Here is a 15,451-nt window from a genome sequence, read left to right as displayed (position 1 = left end):
GGAGAGAGACACGTGCCGCGCTTCGACCGCAAAGAGCTGATGGACAAGTTCCAGGACATGAAGCGTCGCCGCATTCCCATCGTGGGCGGCGGAGCGGGAACAGGGCTCTCCGCCAAATGCGAGGAAGAGGGCGGCATCGACCTCATCGTCATCTACAACTCCGGGCGCTACCGCATGGCGGGCCGCGGCTCGCTCTCGGGCATCCTCGCCTATGGCAATGCCAACGAGATCGTCATGGAGATGGCGCGCGAGGTGCTGCCCGTCACGAAGCGGACGCCGGTGCTGGCGGGCGTGAACGGCACCGACCCCTTCTGCATCTTCGACCACTTCCTCGACCAGCTGAAGGCCGTGGGCTTCTCCGGCATCCAGAACTTCCCGACCGTGGGCCTCATCGACGGCGTGTTCCGCGCCAATCTGGAGGAGACCGGCATGTCCTATGGCCAGGAGGTGGACCTGATCCGCCTCGCCCGCGCGAAAGACATGCTGACAACGCCCTACGTCTTCAACGCCGGCGAGGCGGAGGCCATGGCGAAGGCCGGTGCGGACATCATCGTCTGCCACCTGGGCCTCACCACCGGCGGCTCGATCGGCTCCAGGACAGCCCTCAAGCTCGCCGACTGCCCGGCGCTCGTGGACGAATGGGCCGAGGCGGCGCTGAAGGTGAACAAGGACGCCATCATCATCGTCCATGGCGGCCCCGTCTCCATGCCGGAGGATGCGCAGTTCATCCTGTCCAACACCAGGAACTGCCACGGCTTCTACGGTGCCTCGTCAATGGAGCGGCTGCCGACGGAGATCGCTCTGGTGGAACAGACGAAGGCCTTCAAGGGGCTGACGTTCTGACCCGATGTGTTCCCCCCCGGATCATCATACGCGGGCTTGGCCCGCGTATACTTTTTGGCCGCCGCAGGGGATGCCCGGGACAAGCCCGGGCATGATGGCTGGTGGGAGATGGGCCATTTCCCACCACTCCCATTTGTTCTAAGACACGTCCCACGATCTTCGGGCTCGGGCCCGCAAGGAGTATGCGTCATGAATGAACTCCGCCCCGTCGGCGCCGCCACCCGCTTCGCGCCCGTTGCGCGCAATGCGGGAACGCCATTGACCCTCGACTGGTTCGAGGACGTGCAGGTCAATCTCTCCGCCGCCGAGCGCCGCGCGGCCTCGATCCCCACGCGCCGCTCGGTGAAGAAGAACTACCAGGCCGCCTGGCTGGTGAAGGCCCTGCAATGCATCGACCTGACGACGCTCGCCGGTGACGACACGCCGGGCCGCGTGCACCGCCTCTGCGCCAAGGCGAAGCGGCCGCTGCGGCAGGACATCGTGAAAGGTCTCGGCCTCGCCGAGATGCCGACCGTCGGCGCCGTCTGCGTCTACCCGGCGATGGTGGCGCCCGCGGTGAAGGCGCTCGAAGGCTCCGGCATTCCCGTCGCCTCGGTCGCAACGGGTTTCCCCGCCGGCCTCACGCCGCTGCCGCAGCGCCTGGCCGAGATCAGATATGCGGTCGACCAGGGCGCGCAGGAGATCGACATCGTCATCCACCGCGCCCAGGTGTTGCTGCAGGACTGGACGGCGCTTTACGACGAGGTCGCCGCCATGCGCGAGGCCTGCGGGGATGCGCACATGAAGGCCATTCTCGCCACGGGTGACCTGAAGACGCTGCGCAACGTCTACAAGGCCTCGATGGTGGCCATGCAGGCCGGCGCCGACTTCATCAAGACCTCGACCGGCAAGGAAGACGTCAACGCCACGCTGCCTGTCAGCCTCACCATGGTGCGCGCGCTCAGGGATTACGGCGAGCTCACCGGCTTCCAGATCGGCTTCAAGCCGGCGGGCGGCCTCAAGACCGCGAAGGACGCGATGAACTGGCTGATCCTGATGAAGGAGGAGCTCGGCCGCCGCTGGCTGGAGCCCGACCTCTTCCGCATCGGCGCCTCCTCCATGCTGGGCGATATCGAACGCCAGCTCGAACACCATGTCACCGGCCGCTATGCCGCAGCCTCCCACCAGCCCCTCGCCTGAGATGATCATGCCCAGCGTCAGCGACATTCTCGACACCATGGATTACGGCACGGCCCCCGAGAGCAACGCCCATGCGGTGGCCTGGCTGAAGGATCATGCGGCAGGCTTCGGCCAGTTCATCAACGGCGCTTTCACGAAGCCCTCGGCGAAGCGCTTCGACGTCGCCAACCCCGCCAATGGCCAGGTGCTTGCGAGCGTTTCGCAAGGCTCCGCGGCCGATGTCGACGCGGCGGTGAAGGCCGCCCGCAAGGCCCTTGGCAGCTGGTCCAGGCTCTCCGGCCATGAGCGTGCGAAACACCTCTATGCCATTGCCCGCATCATCCAGAAGCGCGAGCGATTCCTCTCGGTGCTGGAGACGATGGACAACGGCAAGCCCATTCGCGAGTCGCGCGACATCGACATTCCGCTGGTGGCGCGCCACTTCTACCACCATGCCGGCTGGGCGGAGCTGATCGCCGATGAATTCCCGGGCCACCAGCCCGTCGGCGTCTGCGGCCAGATCATCCCGTGGAACTTCCCGCTGCTGATGCTGGCCTGGAAGATCGCGCCGGCGCTGGCCGCCGGCAACACGGTGGTGCTGAAGCCCGCCGAATTCACGCCCCTGACGGCGCTCGCCTTCGCCGAAATCTGCCGCGAGGCCGGCCTGCCGCCGGGTGTGGTCAACATCGTGACGGGCGACGGCGCCACGGGTGCTGCCCTCGTCGATCACGGGCAAGTCGACAAGATCGCCTTCACCGGCTCCACCGAAGTGGGCCGCCTCATCCGCAAGGCGACGGCGGGTTCCGGCAAGAAGCTTTCGCTCGAACTCGGCGGCAAGTCGCCCTTCATCGTGCATGAGGATGCCGACCTCGATGCGGCGGTGGAGGGTGTGGTCGATGCCATCTGGTTCAACCAGGGCCAGGTCTGCTGCGCGGGCTCGCGCATCCTGGTGCAGGAGGGGATCGCACCACGCTTCCTCGCCAAGCTGCGCCGCCGCATGCAGAGCCTGCGTGTGGGCGATCCGCTGGACAAATCGATCGACATGGGCGCCATCGTCGATCCGATCCAGCTGCAGCGCATCACCGAGATCGTGGAGAAGGGCAAGCAGGAAGGCGGCACGCTGCTGCAGGCATCTTGCGAGCTTCCCACGGCCGGCAACTGGTTCGCGCCGTCGCTGTTCACCGATGTCGCGCCATCCTCCACCGTGATGGACGTCGAGATCTTCGGCCCCGTCGCCGCGGTGATGACCTTCCGCACGCCGGAGGAGGCGGTGCAGATCGCCAACCACACGCGCTATGGCCTTGCCGCCACCGTGTGGTCGGAAAACATCAACCTGGCACTCGACACCGCCGCGCGGGTGAAGGCCGGCGTGGTGTGGATCAATTCGACCAACCTCTTCGACGCCGCCGCCGGCTTCGGCGGCTACAGGGAATCCGGTTTCGGCCGCGAGGGTGGCCGCGAGGGGATGTACGAATATCTGGTTCCGTCATGGGAAGCGGCATTGAAGCCTGCGGCTCCCGCCAAGGTAGCCCCGCTCAGCGCGCTGCCGCCGGAGAGCGTGGAGCCTTCGCCGATTGACCGCACCGCCAAGCTCTATATCGGCGGCAAGCAGGCGCGGCCGGATTCGGGCTACAGCTATTCCGTGCACGGAGGGAAAGGCAAATCCATCGGCCATGCGGGCCTCGGCAACCGCAAGGACATCCGCAACGCGGTGGAGGCCGCGGCGAAGGCTGGTGGCTGGTCCTCCGCCACGGCACATAACCGCGCGCAGGTGCTCTACTACATCGCCGAGAACCTCTCGGCCCGTGCGGAGGAATTCACCGCCCGCCTGCGCCAGATGGGCTCATCCGCAAAGGACGCCAAGGCCGAACTCGAGGCCTCCCTCGCCCGCATCTTCTGGTACGCGGCGCAGGCCGACAAATATGACGGTCGCGTGCACAACACCAAGTCCCGCCACGTGACGCTCGCCATGAATGAGCCCTGGGGCGTGATGGGCGTCGTCTGCCCGGACGAGATGCCGCTGCTCGGGCTCATCTCGTTGGTGATGCCCGCCATCGCCATGGGCAGCCGCGTGGTGGCCGTTCCCTCGCCGCATGCACCACTAGCCGCGACCGACCTCTACCAGGTCTTCGACACGTCCGACGTTCCGGGCGGCGTCGTCAACATCGTCACTGGCGAGCGCGATGAGCTGGCCAGGACCCTGGCCGAGCATGATGAGGTGGCCGCACTCTGGTATTTCGGCCCCGGCGTGAAGGCGGTGGAAGCCGCGAGTGCCGGGAACCTCAAGGCGACATGGGCCTCGGCCCGCTCACGCGACTGGCTATCCCGCGCGCAGGGGCAGGGGAGCGAATATCTCCGCCGGGCGGTCCAGGTGAAGAACATCTGGGTACCTTACGGGGAGTGACGGCACCGCCACCCCCACCCAATCCCATCATCGCCGGGCTCGACCCGGCGATCTTTTTTGCCGCCACCAAAAAGGATGGCCGGGTCAAGCCCGGCCATGATGGGGGAGGGAGGCCGATGAGGGCCTCTACCCCCGCGCCTTCACCGCCAGCCTGTGCATGTGCAGCAGCGGTTCGGTGTAACCATTGGGCTGCTCCCGCCCCTTGAACACCAGATCACAGGCCGCCTGAAATGCGATAGACCCCGCGAAATCATCCGCCATCGGACGATAGGCCGGGTCGCCCGCGTTCTGCCTGTCCACCACGGCCGCCATGCGCTTCATGGTCTCCATCACTTGGGGACCGGTGACGACGCCATGGCGCAGCCAGTTGGCGATGTGCTGGGACGAGATGCGCAGCGTGGCGCGGTCTTCCATCAGGCCGACATTGTCGATGTCCGGCACCTTGGAGCAGCCGATTCCCTGGTCCACCCAGCGCACGACATAACCGAGGATTCCCTGCGCGTTGTTGTCGAGTTCCTTCTGGATCTCCTCCGCCGTCCAGTTCGGCCGCACCGCCACGGGCACCGATAGGATATCGTCAAGGCTCGCCCGCGGGCGGCTCTTCAGCTTCTCCTGGACCTGCTTGACGTTCACCTTGTGATAATGCGTGGCGTGCAGCGTTGCCGCGGTGGGTGACGGCACCCAGGCCGTGTTGGCGCCGGCCTGCGGGTGGGCGAGCTTCATCGACAGCATGATCGCCATGTGGTCCGGGATCGCCCACATGCCCTTGCCGATCTGGGCATGGCCGGGAAGGCCGCAGAGGAGCCCTGTGTCGACATTCCAGTCCTCATAGGCCTTGATCCACGGCGCCTGCTTCATGTCGCCCTTGCGGATCATCGGGCCCGCTTCCATCGACGTATGCATCTCGTCGCCGGTGCGGTCGAGGAAGCCGGTGTTGATGAAGACGATCCGGTCCTTGGCCTGGCGGATGCATTCCTTCAGGTTGATGGTGGTGCGCCGCTCCTCGTCCATGATTCCGATCTTCATGGTGTTGAGGGGAAGCCCCAGCGCCTGCTCGACGCGGCGGAACAGTTCCACCGCGAAGGCCACCTCGTCCGGCCCGTGCATCTTCGGTTTCACGATGTAGATCGAGCCCGCGCGCGAATTCATGCGCTTGCCCTTGATGTCGTGGATGGCGATCAGCGCCGTCATCATCGCGTCCATGATGCCTTCCGGCACCTCGCGGCCATCCTCCAGGAGGATCGCCGGGTTGGTCATCAGGTGACCGACATTCCTGACCAGCATCAGGGAACGTCCGGGCAGCGTCACCGTGCCACCGTTGGGTGACTCGTATGTGCGGTCGGGGTTGAGGCGGCGGGTGACGGTCTTGCCACCCTTCTCGATCTCTTCGGCGAGGTCGCCCTTCATGAGGCCGAGCCAGTTGCGGTAGACCTGAACCTTGTCGGCGGAGTCCACGGCCGCGACCGAGTCCTCGCAATCCATGATGGTGGTCAGCGCAGACTCGAGGATGATGTCGGAAATCCCGGCCTTGTCCTGCTTCCCGATGAAATGCGTTCGGTCGAAAGCGATCTCGATGTGAAGGCCGTTGGTGGCGAGCAGCACGGCCGTCGGGCTTTCCTTAGGTCCGCGCCAGCCCTTGAAATGCGACGGCGCCTTGAGCGGGCCGAGATCCGTCATCAGCACATTGCCGTCCACGAAGACGCGGGAGACATCGGCCCACTTGCATTTCGGCCTGGCGAGCGGCACGGACTGGTCGAGGAAGTTGCGCGCCCAGCCGATGACGCGTTCGCCGCGCACCGGGTTATAGGCCTTGCCCTTCTCCGCGCCGTCCTGCTCGGGAATCGCATCGGTGCCATAGAGCGCATCATAGAGCGAGCCCCAGCGGGCATTGGCGGCGTTGAGCGCATAGCGCGCGTTCATCACCGGCACGACGAGTTGAGGTCCGGCAACCTGCGCGATCTCGGGGTCGACGTGCCTTGTCGTCACCTTGAAGTCCGGCCCTTCGGGCACGAGATAGCCGATCTCGGTGAGGAAGGCCCTGTAGGCCGTCATGTCGGTGGGCGCACCGTTGGCGCGATACCAGTCGTCGAGTTTCGCCTGCAGCTCGTCGCGCCGCGCGAGCAGTGCACGGTTGCGGGGGGTGAGGTCCGATACGATGGCCGCGAAGCGCTGCCAGAAGTCTGTTTCGGAAATGCCGGTATCGGCCAGGGCCTCGTCGCCGATGAAGGTGAAGAGGTCGCCCGCCACCTTCAGCCCTGCGATCTCGATGCGGTTGGTCACGTGTCAAGTCCCCCAAAAGGCCAGTGCGGGGGAAGGGTCTAGACCATCACGGGCGCTTGAGCCAGTCCATGTTGGGATAGGGTACGGGCTCCTTCGCCTTCAGGAAAAACCGGGCGAAGATCTCGCCATAGCCATTCATCGTGTAGCCGTTGTTGTTTGCGATCAGCCGCTCGCGCTCGGCACGGTAGAAGGCGGGGATCTTGTACCATGCGAGTGCCGGCACCGTATGGTGCGCCACGTGCAGGTTGTTGTTGAGGAAGAGCAGCGACCAGAAGGGCGAGGCCTCGACGATGATGGTCCGGTGCGCGACGCTCTCCGCCGCCTGGTGCTCGCAGTAGGAGCGCACCAGCGCCAGCGAGATGCCGGGATAGGCGATCAGCATGTAATACTGCCAGAAGGGCATGCCGCAGACATCGACCACGTACCACAGCGTGATGGCGCAGGACGGCACGAACCAGGCCCAGGCGCGGATCGTCTTGCGGTTTCCGGCCAGCATGTCGCGGAACTCGGCGGACCAGAAACGGATGATGGAAATCGCCGGGCCGATCAGCATGCGGCCGGCCAGCGTGTTGTTGATCTCGAAGAGCACGCGGCGGACGCCGGTTACGTGCGCCCAGTCGTCCGGGAGCAGGTAATAAGATTCGGGATCGAGCCGCGGGTCGGTGAGGTGCTGGTCGTTGTGGTGCTGCAGGTGCGTCTGCTTGTAGCGCAGGTAGGGGAGCCAGAAGGTGGGCGTGGGGAAGATCATCGCCTCGTTGAGGAGCCGGTTTCCCGTCGGGTGGCCGTGCAGCACCTCGTGCTGGAGCGAAGCGTGGAGGGCCGCGCAATAGGCGCCGACCGGCAGGATGATCCACCATGGCAGGCTGGCATGGAACCAGACGACAAGCGCCAGCACCGCGTAAGTGGCGGCGATCAGCGCCACGGTGGGCCATTCGATCTCGCGGGAGTATTCCTTCACCATGCCAAGTTAGTCCAGATGTGGTCCTGCTTGCAATCGGGGCCGCAATCTACATGGTTTCGGCTCGCGCCGCGCGGGGCTTCTGATGCGGCACTTGCTCACATGGGGGGGTAAATTCCGCTCAACATTCCTGTGCGCTCTGCCGCCTTCACCCATCATCGCCCCCTCAGTCATCATCGCCGGGCTTGTCCCGGCGATCCTTTTCGGGGTCGCAAAAAGATGCCCGGGACAAGCCCGGGCATGATGGAGGGTGGCAGCAGGAGGAGACGAAAGCCTCTTTACGAGGCGGCAATCATCTCCGCCTTCTTCACCAGCACCTCGGCCTGGCGGATGGAGGCATAGTCGATCAGGCGGCCGTCGAGGGAGACTGCACCCTTGCCCTGGGCCTCGGCCTCCTTCATGGCGGCGATGATGCGCTTCGCCTTGGTGACGTCGGCCTCGGACGGGCTCATCACCTCGTTGGCGAGGCCGATCTGCGAGGGGTGGATGGCCCATTTGCCCTCGCAGCCCAGAACGGCGGCGCGCCGCGCCTGGGCCTTGAAGCCCTCCGCGTCCGAGAAGTCGCCGAAGGGGCCGTCGATGGGACGAAGGCCATTGGCGCGGGCCGCCACCACCATGCGCGAGACGGCGTAGTGCCACATGTCGCCCCAGTGCGTGGCGCGGGCGCCGTCGGCCAGCGCGTCGGTGAGGACCACATAGTCCGGGTGTGGGCCACCGATCGACGTGGTACGCGCCTTGGTTGACGCAGCGTAATCGGCGACGCCGAAGTGGAGGGACTCGTTGCGGCGGGAGGCCGCGGCGATCTCGTTGATGTTCTGCATGCCGAGTGCCGTCTCGATGATGAGCTCGAAGCCCACCCGCTTGCGGCGGTTCTTCGCCGCCTCGACCTGGGTCACCAGCATGTCGACGGCATAGACGTCCGCCGCGGTGCCGACCTTGGGGATCATGATCAGGTCCAGCCGGTCCGAGCACTGCTCCAGCACATCGACCACATCGCGGTACATGTAATGCGTGTCGAGACCGTTGATGCGCACCGAGAGGGTCTTGCGGCCCCAGTCGATGTCGCCGATGGCCTGGATGATGTTCTTCCGGGCCTGCTCCTTGTCGTCGGGGGCCACGGCGTCCTCGAGGTCGAGGAAGATCACGTCGGCGGCGGACTTGGCCGCCTTCTCGAACAGCTTGGGCTGGCTTCCCGGCACGGCGAGCTCGCTGCGGTTCAGCCGGGCGGGGGCCTGTTCGATGGTCTTGAAGCTCATGGGGTCCGGGTCCTTCCTGCAATTTGGGGAGGGTCTTACCCGTCTCCCGCCAACCCATGCAATCGGACCAAAGAAGGCCTGTGGAGCCCGGGCTTGATTCCCGCCTCCCCATGGGGCAATCGGGGTCGGTTTTACCGTATGTGAGGTCCGATCCGATGCCCCAGTACCGTTCCCGCACCACCACCCATGGCCGCAACATGGCCGGCGCCCGCGGCCTGTGGCGCGCCACCGGCATGAAGGACGAGGATTTCGGCAAGCCGATCATCGCCATCGTCAACTCCTTCACCCAGTTCGTGCCGGGCCACGTGCACCTGAAGGATCTGGGCCAGCTGGTCGCCCGCGAGGTGGAGAAGGCCGGCGGTGTCGCCAAGGAGTTCAACACCATCGCGGTCGATGACGGCATCGCCATGGGCCATGACGGCATGCTCTATTCGCTGCCCTCGCGCGAGATCATCGCGGACTCGGTCGAGTACATGGTCAATGCGCACTGCGCCGACGCGATGGTCTGCATCTCGAACTGCGACAAGATCACCCCCGGCATGCTGATGGCGGCACTCCGCCTCAACATTCCCGCCGTCTTCGTCTCGGGCGGGCCGATGGAGGCGGGCAAGGTGGTGCTCTCGGGCGTCACCAAGGCGCTCGACCTCGTCGATGCCATGGTCGCCGCGGCGGACGACAACGTGACGGACCAGGACGTGCAGGCGATCGAGAAGGCGGCCTGCCCGACCTGCGGCTCCTGCTCCGGCATGTTCACCGCGAATTCGATGAACTGCCTGACCGAGGCGCTGGGCCTGTCGCTGCCGGGCAATGGTTCCACACTCGCCACGCATTCCGACCGCAAGCGCCTCTTCGTCGAGGCCGGCCACCTGGCGGTGGACCTGGCGCGGCGCTATTACGAGCAGGATGATGAGTCCGTGCTGCCGCGCAATGTCGCGAGCTTCGGCGCCTTCGAGAACGCCATGACGCTCGACATCGCCATGGGCGGCTCCACCAACACGGTGCTGCACATTCTGGCCGCCGCCCACGAGGCGGGCATCGACTTCACCATGAAGGACATCGATCGGCTGTCGCGCCGCGTGCCCTGCCTGTCGAAGGTGGCGCCGGCGAAGTCCGACGTGCACATGGAGGACGTGCACCGCGCGGGCGGCATCATGGCCATCCTCGGCGAACTCGACAAGGGCGGGCTCATCAACCGCGACCTGCCGACGGTGCACACCCGCACGCTGGGCGAGGCGCTGGACCGCTGGGACATCAGCCGCACCAATTCGGACTCGGTGCGGGAATTCTTCCGCGCCGCACCGGGTGGCGTGCCCACCCAGGTGGCCTTCAGCCAGTCGAGCCGCTGGGACGAGCTGGACCTCGACCGCGCCAAGGGCGTGATCCGCGACATCAAGCATGCCTTCTCGCAGGATGGCGGCCTCGCGGTGCTTTACGGCAACCTCGCGGAAGAGGGCTGCATCGTGAAGACGGCGGGCGTGGATGAATCGATCCTGAAGTTCACCGGCAAGGCCAAGGTCTTCGAGAGCCAGGATTCTGCCGTACACGGAATATTGAACCGCGGCGTGGAGGCCGGCGACGTGGTGGTGATCCGCTACGAGGGCCCGCGCGGCGGACCCGGCATGCAGGAGATGCTGTACCCGACGAGCTACCTGAAGTCGAAGGGCCTGGGCAAGGCCTGCGCCCTGATCACCGATGGCCGCTTCTCCGGCGGCACTTCGGGCCTGTCGATCGGCCACGTCTCGCCGGAAGCAGCCGAAGGCGGGCTGATCGCGCTGGTGGAACAGGGCGACGTGATCGAGATCGACATCCCGAACCGCTCGATCCGCCTCGCCGTGCCGGACGACGTGCTGGCCAAGCGCCGCGCGGCGATGCTGGCCAGGGGCGACAAGGCCTGGAAGCCGACCGAGAACCGCAAGCGCAAGGTCTCGACCGCGCTCAAGGCCTATGCCGCCATGACCACCTCGGCCGCCAAGGGTGCGGTCCGCGTGGTGGAGTAGGGCGGATGGGCCTCCCCGCCGCACTGGTCGATGGCTATGCCAGTTTCCGCTCCGGCCGCTATGCGGCGGAGCAGGAGCGCTACCACAGGCTGGGCGAGGGATCGCAGAAGCCCAAGGTGATGATCATCGCCTGCTGCGACTCGCGCGCGGCCCCCGAGACGATCTTCGATGCGGGCCCGGGCGAGATGTTCGTGGTGCGCAACGTGGCCAACCTCGTGCCGCCCTATACGCCGGACGGCGGGCACCATGCGACCTCTGCGGCGCTGGAATTCGCGGTCATGTCGCTCGGCGTGAAGCACATCGTGGTGATGGGGCATGGCCGCTGCGGCGGCATCCGCGCCGCGGTGCAGGATTCCTCGCCCTTGACCCACACGGATTTTATCGGCTCCTGGATGCGGGCCATCAAGGACGTGACGCGCATCGTGCCGCGCGAGGCGGGGGTGAATGAGGAGACCCACGAACGCCACATCGAGCGGGCCTCCATCGAGCACTCGCTGGCGAACCTCCGCACCTTCCCGTGGATTCGCATGAAGGAGAACAGGAAGGAGCTGTCGCTGCACGGCGTGTGGTTCGACATCTCGCTGGGCGAGCTTCATGCCTATGAGGAGGATGGCGCGGAGTGGGATGCGGTGAAGGGCTGAGATAGACTGCGCCTTCGGAGTTTCATCATGGCCGGGCTTGTCCCGGCCATGTTTTTTTGGTGGGAGCGGAAGAGGATGCCCGGGACAAGCCCGGGCATGATGAAAGCGGGAGAGCAGGAGAGTGGATAAATTATAAAATCCTAATAATAGAGATTAGTCCTTGACAGCGCGCGCTCGATGTGCTACGAAAGGGCATACTCGGAAAGTGTAGGTATGGAGAAGGCCAGCGGATGCTGGCCTTTTTTGTTTTCGCCTCTCCCTCTCGTGGCCTTCGCCGGGATGACGGCTGAGGGGGTGTGGGCGTGGCGCGAAAAAAGATCGCCGGGACGAGCCCGGCGATGATGAGGGTTGGGGGATGTTGATGCTGATTGCCGTGCTGCTTCTCTTGCTACAGCTTCTTCAGCCCCGCCTCGATCTGCTCGCGCTTTCCTTCCAGGAAGGGAGGCAGCGACAGGGTGGTGCCGAGCTTGTCCATCGGTTCGTCGGTGGCGAAGCCCGGCGCGTCGGTTGCCAGTTCGAAGAGCACCCCGTTGGGTTCGCGGAAATAGAGGCTCTTGAACCAGAAGCGGTCGACGGGACCGGAATTCGGCACCTTCATGGAGCGCAGGCGGTCGGCCCAGGCTTCGTAGTCAGCGTAAGGGATGTTGAAAGCGACGTGGTGGACCGCACCCGCGCCCTGCTGGGCGGGGGGAAGGGTCGGGTCGACGGTCACGTGCAACTCGCCCACGGCTCCGGGGGCACCCATCTTGTAGACGTGGGTGCCGGCGAAGGAGCCGGTCGGCGTCATGTTCATCAGCTTGGTCAGCACCATGTCGGTGTGGCGGATGTCGGGAACGCTCATGGTGATGGGACCGAGGCCGCGGATCTGGTGCTCGGCCGGAACCGGGCTCTTGTCCCAGGCGTGCGCCTCGCCCTCGGCGTCGACCGTGAAGCTCAGGCGCTGGCCCTCATGGTCCTCGAAGGCGAGTGTCGGGCGGCCGGCGACGTCGGCGATCTTCTCCTGCTTCACACCATTCATGGTGAGGCGGTGCTGCCAGTATTTGAGAGCTTCCTCGGAACCCACGCGGAAGCCTGTGCGCGTCACCGAATGGGTGCCGCGGCGTTCCTTGCCGACGGGCCAGTCGAAGAAGGTGATGTCGGTGCCGGGCGAGCCCACGCCATCGGCATAGAACAGGTGGTAGGCCGAGGTGTCGTCCTGGTTCACCGTCTTCTTGACGAGGCGCAGCCCCAGCGTGTCGGTGTAGAACTTGTGGTTGCCCGGCGCATCGGCGGTGACGGCGGTGAGGTGGTGGAAGCCCTTGAGGTTCATGGCGAAAATCCGGCACGCCAGAAGGTGGCGGTGATCCTGTTGGGGAGCGGCTGCTCCGGCGCCCCGCATATCGGGCTTCCGGCGGCGGATTTCAATAGTAATCGGATCCGTTACCGATCACGGGATGGCGAACCACGGCAGCGCCAGGAAGCTCTTGGCCACGACGGCATTGGCGAGGTCGACGAAGAAGGAGCCCGCCATGGTGATGAGCAGGAAGGCCTTGGGCGAGGGGCCATAGCGCCGGCCCACCTCGTCCATGGTGGCCATGGCGACCGGCATGGAGGCGAGGCCGAAGCCGAGGAAGCCGCCGGAGGCCACCGCCGCATCATAGTCCCGCCCCAGCAGGCGGAAGAGGATGAAATAGGCAATCGCCACGGTGACGATCACCTGCAGCACCACGTTGAGCATCAGCGGCACGAGGATGGCGGCGACAGAGATCAGGGGTGTCGACATCAGCGCCATGACGAGGAAGAGCTGCAAGGCCAGGGCGCCGCCCTGCTCGATGGGGGCATAGTCGAGCTTGTAGCCCAGCGCGTCGGCGACATTGGTGATGACGACGCCGGCGATCATGGCGGAGAGGAAGCCCGGCAGCAGCAGGCCCGCCGCTGCTGCATAGCCGTTGAGTTTTTCGCCCATGCTGACGGCCAGCAGCACGAGGAAGACGGTGGTGAGCAGCGTGTCGGTGCGGTTGCCGGGGGGTGGGGCCTGCGCCGCGGGGGGCGCGAAGCTGACACTGTTGTCCTTGGCGCCGCCGCCATGGAGCTTGTGGTGGCGGATGATCCAGCCGGTGATGGGGCCCGACACGAGCGCGCCGGCGATGGTGGCGAGTGTCGCGGCACCAATGGCGACGACATGGGCATTGCCGAGGCCCTGCGCATCGAGCTCCCGCGCCCAGGCCATGGCGGTGCCCGGGCCGCCGACGAAGGAGAGCGAACCCGCCAGCACGCCATAGGCCGGATGCGCCCCCCAGGCCCCGGCCAGCAGCGAGCCCGAAAGGTTCTGCGCCACCAGCGCCAGCACGGTGACGGCGCAGAGGATGACCAGCGGCTTGCCGCCGCTCTTCAGCGTCGAGAGCTTGGCGGAAAGCCCGATGGAGGTGAAGAACACGAGCAGCAGCGCATCGCGCGTGCGCTGGCCGAAGGCAATGTCGACATGGGCGGTGACCTGCAGGAGCAGGATCAGCACCGCGACGATCATGGCGCCGACCACGGCATTGGGCATGTCGAGGCGGGAGAGCAACGGCACTGACTGGCGCACCCAGCGCCCGACGAAGAGCGCGACGAGGCCGATGAGAACCGTGGCCAGTTCGCCCAGTTCGAAACGCTGCATCAGTTCCATGAATCGGCCCCCGTGTGAGGAAGATGCTAGCAGCGGGGAAGGCGGGTGCAACTGCTGGGTGGGCTTCGTAGGAATCTCCAAACATGCCGTCACCCCGGCGAAAGCCGGGGCCCAGCTTTCCGCGTGGCAGATGCCCGAAGCGGGGTCCCGGCTTTCGCCGGGATGACGGCATTGAGGGAGTGTATGACGCCTCTATACAGCGTTGCGGCGACCACTCGCCTCACGGCTTCGAATTGCTCATCCCTGGGCCGGTCTTGTCATAGACGTTGAAGAACTCGTCCGAGAGGATGGTGGCGATGCCGCCTTCCGGCACTTCGAGATTGTCCTGCGCCAGCGTTGCGATGCGGGCCTTCCAGCCGGGGGGAAGCTTCTTGAAGACGGAGGGACCCTCGGCCATGAAGTCGGCATAGCTCTGCCGCGGCGTGAGGCCGAGCTGGTAGCCCTTCATGATCCACACATTGCCTTGCGGGTCATCGAGCACCATGACCTTGCTGCCCTTGTTCCAGTTCACCGCACTCTTGCGGGCGATGGTCTGCGGCTCATAGGGCGTCACCTTGTTGACGTCGACCTGCTTGCCGAGATTGAGCTGGGCCGTCCAGGGAATGGTGAGCTCGCCGAATTGCCGCGGTTGGCCGACATCGATCTCCCACCAGTCGGCGATCGACAGCTTGGGGCCGTTGAGCGAGGCGGCGAGCACGCCATATTCCTTGGCGATCTCCTTCATGTTCAGCGCCTCCACCTTGGCCTGGGGGGCGGAATCCATGTTGGCGGGAATCTCGGGGTCGGCGTAGGTGCCATAGCACTCCGCCAGGATGTTGCCGGTCTTCGGGTCGAGCGAGGCGAGGAACATCTCGATGTAGCGCATCTGGCTCATGTTGATGCGCTTCGACACGGTCTTGGCGCCATCCGACTGCACGGCCGGCGGCGGATTGGCGATGGCGCTGATGCAGGGGGCGGAGAGGTTCGCGAGGTGACCCGCCATGCAGGCCTTGATGCGCCCTTCGCCCGGCGTCACGTCCTTGCAGAGGCTGCGGATGTCGGCGGCGCAGTCCTTGACGATGTCGATGCCGCGGTCGAGCCGTTCGAGGGTGGTCTCGGCGAAGGACGGCTGGGCAAGGGCGCCCAGGGCGAGGGCGCCCAGGGCGAGGACGGCGAGGGCGAGCTTTCGCATGTGAATCTCCAATGGGCGCAGGGTGAGAACGCTAGCGGGATTCAACCAGTGAGAGTTGCCATTTGCGGACAATTTCGCGGTGCACGCGAAGCGGAA

At 65.7% G+C, this 15,451-nt stretch carries 11 protein-coding genes; 5 read left to right on the top strand and 6 right to left on the bottom strand.

Annotated elements, in window-relative coordinates:
- Positions 1-12: 12 nt before the first annotated feature.
- The 3 genes from DK847_RS05790 to DK847_RS05780 all read left to right on the top strand — a co-directional run bounded on the left by DK847_RS05790 (position 13) and on the right by DK847_RS05780 (position 4,405).
- Entirely contained in the window at positions 13-843 is an 831-nt protein-coding gene (locus DK847_RS05790; protein WP_111196759.1) for a phosphoenolpyruvate hydrolase family protein, read from the top strand.
- Between the two features lie 189 nt (positions 844-1,032).
- Positions 1,033-2,022, top strand: a complete 990-nt coding sequence (deoC, locus tag DK847_RS05785) for a deoxyribose-phosphate aldolase (RefSeq protein WP_111196757.1) — start codon at positions 1,033-1,035, stop codon at positions 2,020-2,022.
- Between the two features lie 7 nt (positions 2,023-2,029).
- Positions 2,030-4,405: an aldehyde dehydrogenase family protein gene (locus DK847_RS05780; RefSeq protein WP_111197278.1), complete on the top strand. Its 2,376-nt coding sequence runs from the start codon at positions 2,030-2,032 to the stop codon at positions 4,403-4,405.
- A 126-nt stretch (positions 4,406-4,531) separates the two neighbouring features.
- Here DK847_RS05780 and DK847_RS05775 read toward each other — a convergent pair whose 3' ends face one another.
- The 3 genes from DK847_RS05775 to DK847_RS05765 form a co-directional block, all read right to left on the bottom strand.
- Positions 4,532-6,685, bottom strand: a complete 2,154-nt coding sequence (locus tag DK847_RS05775) for a malate synthase G (RefSeq protein ID WP_111196755.1) — start codon at positions 6,683-6,685, stop codon at positions 4,532-4,534.
- A gap of 46 nt (positions 6,686-6,731) precedes the next feature.
- Positions 6,732-7,646: a fatty acid desaturase gene (locus DK847_RS05770; RefSeq protein ID WP_111196753.1), complete on the bottom strand. Its 915-nt coding sequence runs from the start codon at positions 7,644-7,646 to the stop codon at positions 6,732-6,734.
- Between the two features lie 275 nt (positions 7,647-7,921).
- Positions 7,922-8,899, bottom strand: coding sequence for an HpcH/HpaI aldolase/citrate lyase family protein (locus DK847_RS05765; protein ID WP_111196751.1), 978 nt, complete (start codon positions 8,897-8,899; stop codon positions 7,922-7,924).
- Positions 8,900-9,054: 155 nt separating this feature from the next.
- Here DK847_RS05765 and ilvD point away from each other — a divergent pair, with 155 nt between their 5' ends.
- Entirely contained in the window at positions 9,055-10,896 is a 1,842-nt protein-coding gene (gene ilvD, locus DK847_RS05760; RefSeq protein ID WP_111196749.1) for a dihydroxy-acid dehydratase, read from the top strand.
- Between the two features lie 5 nt (positions 10,897-10,901).
- Positions 10,902-11,537, top strand: a complete 636-nt coding sequence (locus DK847_RS05755) for a carbonic anhydrase (protein ID WP_111196747.1) — start codon at positions 10,902-10,904, stop codon at positions 11,535-11,537.
- Between the two features lie 388 nt (positions 11,538-11,925).
- On the opposite strand, the gene DK847_RS05750 is transcribed toward DK847_RS05755, so the two are convergent.
- The 3 genes from DK847_RS05750 to DK847_RS05740 all read right to left on the bottom strand — a co-directional run bounded on the left by DK847_RS05750 (position 11,926) and on the right by DK847_RS05740 (position 15,355).
- The gene (locus tag DK847_RS05750; protein ID WP_111196745.1) at positions 11,926-12,846 is read right to left on the bottom strand and encodes a ring-cleaving dioxygenase; all 921 of its coding nucleotides are present in this window, start codon (positions 12,844-12,846) and stop codon (positions 11,926-11,928) included.
- A 117-nt stretch (positions 12,847-12,963) separates the two neighbouring features.
- Complete coding sequence (locus DK847_RS05745; protein WP_111196743.1) at positions 12,964-14,184, bottom strand: sodium/glutamate symporter; 1,221 nt, start codon at positions 14,182-14,184, stop codon at positions 12,964-12,966.
- A 220-nt stretch (positions 14,185-14,404) separates the two neighbouring features.
- Positions 14,405-15,355 (bottom strand): hypothetical protein, encoded by a 951-nt coding sequence (locus DK847_RS05740; RefSeq protein WP_111196741.1) that lies wholly within the window; start codon positions 15,353-15,355, stop codon positions 14,405-14,407.
- Positions 15,356-15,451: the final 96 nt, after the last annotated feature.

Source organism: Aestuariivirga litoralis, assembly GCF_003234965.1.
In the GTDB taxonomy this organism is placed as follows: domain Bacteria; phylum Pseudomonadota; class Alphaproteobacteria; order Rhizobiales; family Aestuariivirgaceae; genus Aestuariivirga; species Aestuariivirga litoralis.
This window is presented reverse-complemented; position numbering and strand designations above follow the sequence as displayed.

Bases quoted from the DNA above. Each gene is read 5' to 3' on its own strand.
- DK847_RS05740 (WP_111196741.1), bottom strand. From the start codon at position 15,355: ATGCGAAAGCTCGCCCTCGCCGTCCTCGCCCTGGGCGCCCTCGCCCTG.
- DK847_RS05765 (WP_111196751.1), bottom strand. From the start codon at position 8,899: ATGAGCTTCAAGACCATCGAACAGGCCCCCGCCCGGCTGAACCGCAGC.
- DK847_RS05780 (WP_111197278.1), top strand. From the start codon at position 2,030: ATGCCCAGCGTCAGCGACATTCTCGACACCATGGATTACGGCACGGCC.
- DK847_RS05755 (WP_111196747.1), top strand. From the start codon at position 10,902: ATGGGCCTCCCCGCCGCACTGGTCGATGGCTATGCCAGTTTCCGCTCC.
- deoC (WP_111196757.1), top strand. From the start codon at position 1,033: ATGAATGAACTCCGCCCCGTCGGCGCCGCCACCCGCTTCGCGCCCGTT.
- DK847_RS05770 (WP_111196753.1), bottom strand. From the start codon at position 7,646: ATGGTGAAGGAATACTCCCGCGAGATCGAATGGCCCACCGTGGCGCTG.
- DK847_RS05750 (WP_111196745.1), bottom strand. From the start codon at position 12,846: ATGAACCTCAAGGGCTTCCACCACCTCACCGCCGTCACCGCCGATGCG.
- ilvD (WP_111196749.1), top strand. From the start codon at position 9,055: ATGCCCCAGTACCGTTCCCGCACCACCACCCATGGCCGCAACATGGCC.
- DK847_RS05745 (WP_111196743.1), bottom strand. From the start codon at position 14,184: ATGGAACTGATGCAGCGTTTCGAACTGGGCGAACTGGCCACGGTTCTC.